Genomic DNA, 12,443 nt, shown 5'->3' with positions numbered 1-12,443 from the left:
TGTGAGATTATGTGAGAAAGATCAAGATTTATTTAAATAAACTTATAGATTCACTTTAAGCCTTAAAGAGCCTTGGTTAGCTATATATTTCTTTGCAAGGGATAAATTGTATCTAATACCGAATTCTATCATATTATATTTAGTAGAAAGACTCTCGCCTAAATTATAATTTAGTTTTGTAGGTTTAAATCTAACTGTTGTAAGCGGCTCATCTATTCCATCAAGCCGTGCATCGGTATTTGGTAATTTTCCTCTAAAATCATAATTGACAAAACCGTGTAATTCCGGTTTTACTTTTACGTCTTTTACAAAGAAACTAGTTACGCCTTTTAGCCCCACTATACCTTCAAATCTATTATATGATTTTTTTCTAACGGATAAATTTTGGAAAGTAGTCCCTATTTCGGTATAACTATTATTTTTAAATGTAGCATAGCGAGCTCCAACCATAGGTGTTATAGCTGTAAGGTTAGATATTACATAATTATAACCGCCAAGTAATTCACCGCTATAGGAAGTATTAGTAAATTTACCGATTGCAGTTTGATCGCCTGTAGAAACCTTACGTCTTTCATAATTCTTAATTTTACTTCTACCGTATGAACCTATAGACTCAACAAAGAAATTACTTGTCTCACAATTATAAAGCCCGTAGATAGAGTATATATCGCTTATAGCTTTAGTCTTATCACCGACTTTATAATCTCGATGGCGTAATTTACTACCGGCTCTAGTATAAGCAGCATCAAGTATTACGCTGTCACTTAAAGCATAATCAAAACCTATTATTCCTCCTTGGGATTTAGACTTATATCCACTTGCCCCATTATTACGGAATTTTTGCTTAGCCTTACCATAGAAAAGAACTACCCAAATACCCGTACCGATATTCTCCTCATCACCGGCAGCTACTGCCGCTTGGTTAGTGTACGGCTTTCACGATTCTCACCGCTATTAGGTTTATTTAAACCGCTTAATGTAACCATACTTTCGTCCTGATTATCTAACTCACCGAGTCTAGTGTTGATCCCCGCAGAAACAAAGCTGTCCATATTTATCGAAATATCAATTAATATATCCTCTACTTCTCCTCTATTAAACTCTCCAAGCCCCTCACTCACTTCCCGCACATCTGTTCTTCCGCCTAAACGATCTAAAGTTTCCGATACATTTTTTGTCAATCCTAAATCATTCAATACTTTAGCTGCATCGCTTTTATTACCTAAATCCGGAACATGTTCAATTAATTGATCTATAATGCCTGGAGCTATGGGACCCGTAACCTCGTCTCTTATCGGTTTTGGATCAAAAATAGGTACTATTCCCCCTCCATCGTCTCCAGGATTACCTCCGCCGTTATCACCGTCACCCGGGTTCTCTGGAGCACCGCCTCCATTATCACCATCACCGGAATCAGGGTTTTCTGGATTACCACCACCGTCATCATTATTATTCAGTAATACATTCTCATCGCTTACCCATCTTATCAACCTGTTTAATTCTCCGCCTGTATCAACAGTAACTTTATCTTGAGCAACAGGAGTAAAATTTCCGCCCGCTTCTTTCAATATTACTTCATGTTTAGTATCAGGAGTAATTTTAGTAATATCAGAGCATGATTTCACTTTAATTACTAAACTATCTAAAGCCGACATATCAACATTAGCCCCGTTACCGACTAATATATGACCGCCTGATTGCAATGTTGTATCAAAATATGTAATAATATTGAGAGTACCGTTATATGTAACATTTCCGGTATGTTTTAATTCATAAGTAGCTAAATCTAAAACAGTATCCGTAAATTGTGAATCGGCATTTATCTCTAAATTAGAGAGCAGCACTAAATTTGCTTTATTTGCTACTAAATTAGCTGCTTTAATATTTTTCTCAAGAATAGCAAATTTCTCAGAACCAAACTCTATCCGCTCTATATTTTTAATTTCCTGTTTTAACCAAACATTTTCATCAAATTTTGTAATACCACCACCATCAATTTCAGCATTTACTAAAACCGCATCTTTAAAATGTGCAGAAGCAGCAGCATCAGCAAAATTTAATTTATCTGCTTTAATATCGGTTAAATAAGTAAATAGCTGAAGCGAACGAGGAAGGAGATCTCTATCTACTAGAGCATTTTGTATAATGATATTCTTAGCATTCCTATTATTATCTCGTTCAAAATCTATATTCTTACCTGCATCAATGTTAATCTCTTTAGAATATACATCTCCTTTAACAGTACTATTTTCACTAACTTGTACACTAGCTAAACTATTATTTTTACTTCCTACACTATAAGTAATACCATCGGCAATATTAAGTTTTACGTTACCTTGTCCGTTATTCGCAGTAGTTAAATCTGAATAAAAATTCTTAGTATTTACCGTAACTAAACCGTTTCCTGTTAACTCTATTGCTTTTAACCTATGATCTTCAGCCCCAATAGCACCGTTACCTGTATCAAAATCCGTTACTGCTAACGTATAAATATTATTACCTGCCGTAGTAATATTTGTAACTTGACCTGCCGCTTGTAGCGTTAAGGTCGCTTCTTGCCCTGCGTTTGAGAAATTAATAGTTTTTGCTTTTAATTCACCTGTAATAGTAACATCTCTACCGGCTACTTCTATTGTACCTAAAGTATTATTATTCCCGATAGTACCGGTTATATTAATAGGAGCTTTGTTGTTTAATTTTAAAGTACCGTCATTCTCATTTTCACCTGCAATATCCGTAGCAGTGATATTATCATTGACCTCTATTTCCGCACCGTCCGACACTATAATATTGTCGCTTTTAACAGTACTGCCAAAATTTACCGCACCTGCTTTTACGATAATATCACCGGCTGCTGCATTTGAACCGACGGCATTACGAACACTACCGCCATCAGTAAAGATTAAATTTACAGCCTGCCCGCCGGTCTTATTAATATAAGTCGTAGTTAGCCTTTAGCACCAAAAGTTCAATTATTATTACCGTTACCTTAAATCTCACCGATAGAGTAATCACCGCCGGCAGTTAACGATACATCACCGCTACCTGCTTTTAACATTGCTATATTAGTAATTAGCTTAGTAACTACCCCTGTTCCTTCAAAGTTTAATGTACCACTTGTATCACCCGTACTTGTAACTACACTGTCAATTTGTACGTTATCGGCAATATCAATCACACCTGCTTTACCTTGGAAATCGACTATTTCACCTTTTATATTCCCTGTGGCGGTATATACTGCATCGCTTTTAAATTTAATATTTGCATTTACTTTATTAAGTGTAATAGCATGAATATCTAATACTATATTCTCAACATATATTCCTGCCTGTAAATTTATAGTACCATTACCGGTACTGACAAAATCCAATTCCTTTAATCTGTGATCTTTTGTGCCAAGCGTATTATTATCATTACCGTTATTAACAATTGTTAAATTTTTATCACCCGTAGTTAACTTTATTATACCGAATTGATCCTCTCTCGAATCTAAAGGCCCCGTTAACGTTATAGTATGATCATTAGCATTTGAGCTATTTTTACGATCTAATATTGAATCTCCATGAGCAAATGTCATACCGCCGGTATTAAAATCAAAATCACTGTTTACGGCATCTAAGGCGTAAGTAGCGGCTCCATTTCCATCACCTATCTTTATATTTGCAATCTTAGCAGAAGTTAAGCTCTGATCGGTAAATACTGCACCGCTTTTAATATTTAACTGATTAATATTATGTATGTCTAAATTATCGGTGATAGTAACATTTCCCATGATATTTAAGTTAGCTAGCTCATTACCTGCTGTACCGAGTGTTACTCCATTATTACTATCTACAACTAAATTATGACCGTTACCACTCAAAAATACCACACCGCCACCGCCAGCAAATACCTTTTAAACTATTAGCAAATGTAACAGTTTGATCTACAGGAGCAGTTAATGTTAATTGTGAATTTGCATTGCCAAAATTAATGCTGCTATTTGCACTACTCAGCAGAGCTAAATTGCCGTTATTTACTTCAATTAAAAAGCTCTGCCCTGCATTAGCATCCCCTATATTTATTGTTTTAATCGTACCTATCGTTGCATCCGTAGCAGTTAAAACATTTAATACACCGGTTTGCCCGTTTGCTATAACGGCATTGAAAGTATATTTATCATTACCGTTAAACTCTAAAGTACCGCCCTTTATTCCAAAATCAATATTCTTTGCCTTGAGATTTTTACTAAGTTGTAATTTTCCGCCATTTGTAAAATTAATATCACCTACAAATACATTATCTGCTATAGATACATTTGTTGTGTCATCTCCCTGTTATAGTAGCAGGACTATTTTCTTCATCAGTACCTATACCGCCCGTCACATTACCGTCACCTTTAAAGTTCAAAATACCGCCAACTCCACCGCTACTAAGTACAACTCCGTCAATTGCAAAGCCGGCATTTACATTAAACGTTCCGTTAGTTCCTTTAAAGTCTACATTTCCTGTTATACCTTCAGGTGCTAATGTGCCGTCTGCTTCATAATTTACGTTACCGGTCATTAATCCTTTAACTGTGACATTAGCATTTGCATTTGCTATGGTAAAAGTTTGAGCATAAGTCGCACCTTCTATAGTATCCACTCCATTAAATATTATTTCTTCTAAAACTGCACCGTTTGCTCCTACCGCACCGCCAACAGTTCCATCAGCTGCAAATACTAGCTTACCGCTATTATTACCGGCTGTAGTAGTAATATTTCCATGTATTATACTTTGATGTTCTAATTTTAATACTGATGTTTTATCCGTAAGAACTGCCACTCCCGCATATACTTCGCCGCCAAGGCTGCTCCCCCGCGCTCCTGCTCCTATCTCTACTCTCTTTAAGCTCGCACCATTTGCACCTATGCCATCCGTCACGCTACTATCCTGCTCCAATATCAACACACCATGCGTACCATTTCTAGTGCTTACACTACCGGTTAATTTAACACCCTTTGCTAAAGTCAAACTTGAGGCCTGTTCAATTAGGATTATAGGAGCAAATACATTAGCAGAAAATGTAACAGGATTTGCTCCAATATTCACGACTTTTAAACTATTCTTATTATCTCCTATTATTCCACTAACATTACCGCTATTTATAGTCAATTTCCCTTGATTATTTGCAGAAGTCGTGATTGAACCGGTCACGCCGTTTACTATTAGCTCACTATCAGCACTATATAATACCTCCTGTCAATAATCTGCTTGCCGTAACATTTGCATCCGCATTATTGATATTAAAATTAGTAGCATTAACCTCTCAGTAAAAAATTATATTTCCTATACCGTTAATATCTAACTTAGCAGTATTAACATCACCATTAAAAATTGTATTTCCTCTACTATTAATATTTACTTCTTATAAAGAATTATCATTATTTCCTATTGCACCGGTAATATTACCGCTATTTATCGTAAGTGTCCCATGATTAGGAGCAAAAGTCGTTATGGAACCGATTATTCCGTTTACTACTAGCGTACTATCCGCTCCAAAAGCGATATTACCACCTGCTCCTAAATTTAATGCTTGGTTAAATGTTACTTTACCGGTACTATTCATACTTAGTAACTTTGTAAATACCGTATTATCAACTACGGTATTACCTACTCCCTTAACTTCAAACTCTTTAAGACGATGTGTATTATCTTGCCCTATGGTGTAAGGTCCTCCATTATTTGCTATAGTAAGACCGTTTGTAGTTGCCTCTTACTATCCCATATTCATCTTCTGCATCTGACGGATTTAAATTAGCGTATAATGTAAACTGCTTATCCGTATTACCGGTATTTATTAAATCTAATTCCGAATCTGCCCCTTCAAATATTATCTTTGCACCGTTATTTAATAAAGCTACGTTGCCGTTTTTAGCATCAATCGTATATTTTACGTTATCAGCTATTCTGATCTCTCTTATATCTCCGGCACTTGGGTCACTAATTGTAAAATCAGCATTCAGAATTATCATACCGTTATTAGGATTTACTATAGCATTAACTGCAGATGGTGCATTTATTACTAATGTACCTCCATCTGCATTCTTATCATTGAAAACTACTCTTTTTGCAATTAAACCGCTCTCAATATTTACCTTACCTGAAGTATCAACACCTTGAACAAAAACTAAATCATTTACAAGTACATTCCCTCTTAACGTTACTTGTTTTGTATTATCACCTGAAATCTCTATAATATCAGGTTTATTTTCGTCATCCGTACCTATATCAGCGGTAACATCATTATTTATAGTAAGCCGCATAAAATTGTTAAAATTGAGAGTACGATTTACTTGAATCTTAGAGGCTTAACCTTACCGTCTAATTGAAAGTTAAGAGAAAATTGACCATTATTATTTCCTATTCCTAAATTCTTAATAGGATTGGTTTCGCCTATATTACCCTTTATATAAGAGTTTACTACGTGATTATCTTCAGATTGGATCACATTAACTATACCGTTTTCCCCTGGCACTATATTATCTATATCCGCATTAAAACTTTCATAAACATCTAAAGCAATATTAAGAGTATCGTTAACATTTTGAAAGTTAACCCTTCCTATAATAGGATTATCGCCGCTAACATTTAATGTGCCAGGTTGATTATATGATACATCTCCTGTTATTTTACCTTGAGCAATAATATTTGCATCTTCATTATTAATATTTAAATTAGTAGCTTTAATAATATCGCCAAAATTTATATTACCGTTTCCATTAATATTTACCTCTGATACAGAATTATTATTACCAATAGCCTGAGTAACACTTGTATTATTTCCTAAATTTATTATACCGTTGTTTTCAGCTCCGGTATTGTCTATGGCAGTCGTAATAGCTAAAGTGTCGTTAATTTCTAAAGTAGAATTTTTACCGGCAAAATCTATCGAACTAAATAATTGATTACCGACTCCCGTAATAGTTGCCGTAACATTATCAACCATAAATTTAAGAGGGCCAAAATTAGGGTTAAGACCATCCGCAGCATTAAGTGGACCTATTGAAGTATTTTGACTGACTTCTACTCCTCCAAAAACGAGAGCATTAATTAGAGTTTTTATTTCACCAATTTGAGCATTTGGCTTATCTGCTGAGATGATGGGAGTAGGGACATTATTTGCTTCTATTTGAATAGTATCGCCATCATTAAATATTCCCCCTACAAAACCTACTCCAGTATTTAAACTTACACTATCACCGGTAGTTATAACAGTAGCTCCTGCTGCATTAAAGCTTGTTAAAAATGTTCCATATATTGATGCAGTTGCTAGAAAACTTTTTAATATTCTAGATTTTTTCTTCATAACTCTTAACCTTATAGTTAATTTATATTGACTAAAACTTTATATTAAAACTCTTTAATTTATTAATTTTTATATAAAGTAATGAAATATTAATATTTATTAGGATAATTTAGATTATTTCTTTACCAATAGAAAGATTATGCTATTTATTATAAAATATATTACCATGAAGTATGGTATTTTTAATATAGATAAGGAGTAAATAATGAATACAAAAATATATCAATCGTAGCACAAGAAATTTTTTCAACTATCGATGGGAATTTAGAATCAATAATCAGTTTATTTCCTTTACAATATAAAAAGCAATATGATGCTATTAGCTATGTAATCAATCATTTAAATAATATTAGAATTCAACCGCAAGAATCACAAAGTTTAATTAACGAGCTAGAAGAAGAACTAAAAGAAATAACGGAACTAACGAATACTTTTAAAGAATTAAAAAAATTAACTGAAGCCGAATTACTCCAAATATGTGCAGAAACTGCAGAATTAATAAAAAATAATACTTTAGAAGAAATTAACAAAAAAATAGAATATTTTACAAAAATATCTGAATCTGAACTTGAAAAAGAATATCAAACTAAAATCACTGAAACTCAGCATAAAGCCGTAGAACGGAAAGAACGAAGTAAAGAGGATCATGAAAAAGCTTTGCTGTTTAGTGAATTACTATTTAGTGAAGCAACAAATACAGACCTATTAAAAGTATATGAGAATAACATAAAAGATCAAGAAAGAATCAAAACTGCTGAGGATAAAAAAGCTTTAGAAGAATATCTAGAAAGAAAATAGCACAAGAAACTTTAAATTCCAAAATTATATCTAATGCTTTCATTTATGGCATTTACCACAGTAATTTAGAAATAATAAACTATTTACTTTCTTTAGCAAAAACAAATATCAATGAAAAAGACTCAGATGATAATACTCTTTTACATCATGCGATCTATTCTAGTAAGCCTGAAATAGTTGAACTATTACTTAAGCATGGAAGTATCGATGTTAATATAAAAAATTTCCAAGGTCATACTCCTTTAGCACTTACTATATCTATAGTTGACGGCAATCCTACAATGGTTGAATTACTACTTAAGCATGAAAGTATTAATGTCAATGAAAAAGATGCTATTGGTAATACTCCTTTATATCAAGCTATCACTCATAATAGATTTAAAATAGTTGAGATACTAATTGAACATCCAAAGATCAATGTTAATGAAACAAATTTATATGGTAATACTCCTTTACATCAAGCTAATAGTTATAATTATTTTTCAATAGTTGAATTACTTAAACATAAAGATATCAACATTTATAAAAAAATTCACATAATAGTACCCCTTTAGACTTAGCTACTAATAAACCGGAAATATTTAAATTATTAAATGACTATAAAGAGCGTCGTGAAATTTCTAAGGTTTCTCAAGATCAAGAGCAAGAAGTACAAATTCTAGGTGAAGAATATAATTGTGATGCATTTGATGGAGCGTAATTATTGTATTTATTTCAAACTCTCCGATGTCATTCCCGCTTAAGGCTTGCTTGCGTGGATCGATTCCACCCCTGTCATCCCGCGACTTGATCGCGGGATCCAGATAAAAATGTCAAAAAATATACACTAAAAGTTGTTTTTTGGATCCCGTGGTCAAGCCACGGGATGACACCGAGTGCGTTTTTCGATCAACGCAACAACGCCTTTAGCTAGGAATGACATAGTAGCCATAGGAACAACACCTAATCGCTAAAATTATGACTAATATTTTTTCTAGCGGTACTTATATCTTTTAAACGTTCACAAACCTTTTCAAAGACTTGTTTAGGCAAGATATTTGAAGCATTAATTTGTAAAAACTTATCGTCTTTTAATTTAATCGAAAAAGAAGGTTCTTGGAATTCCGGTCCATCAATTTCTCTAGCAATTTTTATATAATAACCGATTATATGACTGTTGTAATAATCACTTTTACTAATCATTTTCTTAGCTATTTTATTAATCTGCATGTCAGTTTTAGCAGTATAAGTAACTGTAAGGGCAATGCCTAACATAAGACGCTGTCTATGACTAAAAGGAATATCCGACGATAATATAAATTCCGAAACAAAATTTGCTCTGAGCGTTTTATCAATATTTTTATTATATTGTGCTAGCATTATAGCAAGTTCAATAATAATAAGAGTTGTGGCATCGGAATTAATCAAAAGATATTGTACTGCTTCAATATATTTTTCAATTTTACATATATTTTTATCAAATTTTACTAATCTCTTTACCCTCTCATAAATAATATCTTTTTCTGTTTCATGCGGCGGTAACGAGTCAAATCTTACTCCTTCTTTTAAACCGTAATTTGAGATAATAATTTTTTCCGGTGAAAATACCTTAATCATCGCTTTTATTACTAAAACAGCATTATAATTTATGGCTTTCTGCTCGTAATAACTCAGCTTTAATTTATCGATTTGCGATAATTTCTCTAAATATAACTCAAACTCTACACGATTTATTTCAAAATTATGTAAATTTTTAAGAGGATAATTTATAGACTCCATATATATACGGCTCATTAGACGTAATGCACCACCGATTAAATATAAATTAGGATAATGTGCAGCTCCAAATTCCTCCTCTAGCATTTTAGTAATCAGCCCGACATCACCAAAATTGCTACTAGCAATAATTTTAGTACCAAGCGGCAATGATTTTAATTTACCGACCTTCTTATTTCCAATCTGTGCCAGCTCAAGACTTCCACCACCAAGATCCGCTACAATACCGAAAGCATCACTAATACCGGAAATTAATCCGGCAGCCGTTAAATAAGCTTCACGTTCACCTGAGATAATTTCAATATCAATATTGAATCTCTTTTTAATTATAGCTTTGAATTCATCTGCTTTAGGATGTCCTCTAAGTATAGCTGTTGCAACACATCTAATATTAGTAACAGACAGTTTGGTAAAAATATGAATAAGATATTGTAGAGATAAATATGTTTGATGTTTTACGTCTAAACTATCTAAATTAAGTAAATTTGTAAGATAATTTCTAAATTTATAATTAAAAATTTCCGGAGCTCCAAGCTCATCACTTTCATAAACTACAGCTCTTAAAGCATTTGAACCGATATCAATAATAGCTGAACGCATTTTTGGATCTTACTCATTATTTTCCGAAGCAGTTGTTGTTTCGGTCTCTTCAGAATCCTCATGATTATTTGCCCTAGGATCAAAAGGTACTTGAGTAGGTACAAAAGTCGGCGGTAATAATCTACTAGTAAAAAACTTATCTTCGTAATACTTAATTTTACGAGATTTTATAGGCGGAAAGGATTCTATTAAAACAATTTGCTCATCTCTCGGTAACTGTATTACTTCTTGAGGTAAAAGTAAAGCTCTTTGAACTTGAGAAACATTTTGTGTTCTAGTAGAAATATTAAGATCAAAAAATAAAGGTTTACTAAATGATCTTTGTTCTACCGTCTTATTACCGACAAGCTGCGATATTAAATTTGCCGTTTCATAGTTATTAGCAGCAAAAGTAATACGGTATGTTGCATTAGATAAGAATGAATTCATACCGGCATCTTCATATGTTCCTTTTAATTGCTGCGTATCTTGAATAATTAAAAATAAACGTACTCTATAACCTCTAAAATATGCTATACCGGCTTTAAAAGTATCCATCTTCCCAAGCGTTGGGAACTCATCAAGTAAAAACATCACACCGTAAGGTTCTTCTTTTACATCCGGCATTTTTCGGCTTAAAAATTCTGTAGCTTGCTGATAAAATACCTGCATTAATTTCTGCAAGCGTTGTATATTATCGGGAGTAAGTCCTACATATACGGTTGTTTTTACTTTTTTAAATTCTTGTATATTAAAATCAGAGGTAGCAGTAGCAGAGTCGATTAACGGATTTGCCCATAATTCAAGAGATGAGTTCATTGTAGATATTACACCTGAACGCTCTTTATCGGCTTTTTGCAGAAACGCAGCAATATTCATATATGCAACAGGATGTATTACACCGCCTAAAGTATCAAGTACAACTGCTAGATTATAAACCACGTCGTCACTTCTCATGGTACGCACTACTTCACCGAAAGATTTAGTTTTAGTAGGATCGGCTATTAAATATAAAGTTACACCTAAAAATAAACTTCGTGCTTCATTATTCCAAAAATCCTTTTCAGGCATTATAAGGTTTGAAATTTTTTGAACGTCATCAACCATTTGACCAGGCTTAGTACTAACCCAATCAATCGGATTGTAACAATGAGTGATACCGTCGGGATTAGAAGGCTCCCATACAAAAACTTTCTGACCTTGTTTCTCACGCCAACCGCTCGTCAAACCGTGATTTTCGAGCTTTATGTCATGTACTACTACCGAATCGCTCCAAAATAACAAGTTAGGTATCACAAAACCCACACCTTTACCTGAACCGGTAGGAGCAAATAATAAAGCATGCTGGAACCCATCGGCAACAAAATATCCACCAGCATCAACACCTATCAACATACCTTTTTTAGATCTAAGACCTGCGGCCTCTATATCTGACGGATTAGCCCAGTTAGCATCTCCATATACTTTTTCCGGTTGCTCAAAAAATTGTAATGATTTTATTCTTTCAAAATTTTTAATGTAAAATATTATAACAACAATAGCAGGCCCAAGAAGAGATGCGAGTAGCTTCAATTTTAAATAATTATAGTCGGCAATTTTTAACTGCCCCCAAACATTAATAAGCCAATAAGCCCACTTATAAGCAATATTTATAGCATTTATATCTACGCCTAAAGCTCCAACCTCATTAGTAAAAATTGCAACAAATGCACCGCTTATCCAAATGGTACAAAAAATAACAACCGGATGAATTATAGCATGACCAAATATATTCCTAGTAACTTTAAGTATCGTATGCCATTCCATGAATTGATATTCCTAGTTTTTACTTATTACTTAATATTGTTAACGTTATTATGAGGCGGTAGACGAAGTTTAATTTGGAAAAGAGCAAGGCACTTTGAAGCTTATAACCGCAGCGTAGGATTACTACGTGAGGATTATAAGCAAAAAGTAACGTAGCCAATTTTTCAAATTAAAC

At 33.4% G+C, this 12,443-nt stretch carries 11 protein-coding genes; 2 read left to right on the top strand and 9 right to left on the bottom strand.

The window, feature by feature from the left end; translation table 11 throughout:
* Positions 1-42 precede the first annotated feature (42 nt).
* The 7 genes from ACIAS7_RS04425 to ACIAS7_RS04395 form a co-directional block, all read right to left on the bottom strand.
* A complete protein-coding gene (locus ACIAS7_RS04425; RefSeq protein ID WP_473199412.1) occupies positions 43-876 on the bottom strand; it encodes an autotransporter outer membrane beta-barrel domain-containing protein in 834 nt (277 codons plus the stop codon).
* A gap of 32 nt (positions 877-908) precedes the next feature.
* Complete coding sequence (locus tag ACIAS7_RS04420; RefSeq protein ID WP_473198364.1) at positions 909-2,783, bottom strand: hypothetical protein; 1,875 nt, start codon at positions 2,781-2,783, stop codon at positions 909-911.
* A 206-nt stretch (positions 2,784-2,989) separates the two neighbouring features.
* Positions 2,990-3,862 carry a hypothetical protein gene (locus ACIAS7_RS04415; RefSeq protein WP_473198363.1) on the bottom strand — a complete coding sequence of 291 codons (873 nt, stop codon included), beginning with the start codon at positions 3,860-3,862 and terminating at the stop codon, positions 2,990-2,992.
* A gap of 443 nt (positions 3,863-4,305) precedes the next feature.
* A complete protein-coding gene (locus ACIAS7_RS04410; protein ID WP_473198362.1) occupies positions 4,306-5,178 on the bottom strand; it encodes a hypothetical protein in 873 nt (290 codons plus the stop codon).
* Positions 5,179-5,389: 211 nt separating this feature from the next.
* Positions 5,390-5,590, bottom strand: a complete 201-nt coding sequence (locus ACIAS7_RS04405) for a hypothetical protein (RefSeq protein WP_473198361.1) — start codon at positions 5,588-5,590, stop codon at positions 5,390-5,392.
* 112 nt (positions 5,591-5,702) lie between these two features.
* Positions 5,703-6,287, bottom strand: a complete 585-nt coding sequence (locus ACIAS7_RS04400) for a hypothetical protein (RefSeq protein ID WP_473198360.1) — start codon at positions 6,285-6,287, stop codon at positions 5,703-5,705.
* A gap of 26 nt (positions 6,288-6,313) precedes the next feature.
* Positions 6,314-7,330, bottom strand: a complete 1,017-nt coding sequence (locus ACIAS7_RS04395; protein ID WP_473198359.1) for a hypothetical protein — start codon at positions 7,328-7,330, stop codon at positions 6,314-6,316.
* 657 nt (positions 7,331-7,987) lie between these two features.
* Here ACIAS7_RS04395 and ACIAS7_RS04390 point away from each other — a divergent pair.
* Positions 7,988-8,128 (top strand): hypothetical protein, encoded by a 141-nt coding sequence (locus ACIAS7_RS04390; protein WP_473198358.1) that lies wholly within the window; start codon positions 7,988-7,990, stop codon positions 8,126-8,128.
* Positions 8,110-8,682 carry an ankyrin repeat domain-containing protein gene (locus tag ACIAS7_RS04385; RefSeq protein ID WP_473199411.1) on the top strand — a complete coding sequence of 191 codons (573 nt, stop codon included), beginning with the start codon at positions 8,110-8,112 and terminating at the stop codon, positions 8,680-8,682. The genes ACIAS7_RS04390 and ACIAS7_RS04385 overlap by 19 nt, the downstream gene beginning before the upstream one ends.
* Before the next feature lie 388 nt (positions 8,683-9,070).
* Here ACIAS7_RS04385 and ACIAS7_RS04380 read toward each other — a convergent pair whose 3' ends face one another.
* Entirely contained in the window at positions 9,071-10,483 is a 1,413-nt protein-coding gene (locus tag ACIAS7_RS04380; protein WP_473198357.1) for a Ppx/GppA family phosphatase, read from the bottom strand.
* A 9-nt stretch (positions 10,484-10,492) separates the two neighbouring features.
* Positions 10,493-12,268, bottom strand: coding sequence for a type IV secretory system conjugative DNA transfer family protein (locus tag ACIAS7_RS04375; RefSeq protein ID WP_473198356.1), 1,776 nt, complete (start codon positions 12,266-12,268; stop codon positions 10,493-10,495).
* Positions 12,269-12,443 lie beyond the last annotated feature (175 nt).

This window comes from Rickettsia sp. 109562A South Dakota, assembly GCF_055791265.1.
The sequence above is the reverse complement of the archived record's forward strand: the minus strand, read 5'-3'. Positions and strand labels throughout refer to the sequence as shown.

Bases quoted from the DNA above. Each gene is read 5' to 3' on its own strand.
- ACIAS7_RS04405 (WP_473198361.1), bottom strand. From the start codon at position 5,590: ATGAATAGTACCGGTAAAGTAACATTTAACCAAGCATTAAATTTAGGA.
- ACIAS7_RS04400 (WP_473198360.1), bottom strand. From the start codon at position 6,287: ATGCGGCTTACTATAAATAATGATGTTACCGCTGATATAGGTACGGAT.
- ACIAS7_RS04395 (WP_473198359.1), bottom strand. From the start codon at position 7,330: ATGAAGAAAAAATCTAGAATATTAAAAAGTTTTCTAGCAACTGCATCA.
- ACIAS7_RS04380 (WP_473198357.1), bottom strand. From the start codon at position 10,483: ATGCGTTCAGCTATTATTGATATCGGTTCAAATGCTTTAAGAGCTGTA.
- ACIAS7_RS04375 (WP_473198356.1), bottom strand. From the start codon at position 12,268: ATGGAATGGCATACGATACTTAAAGTTACTAGGAATATATTTGGTCAT.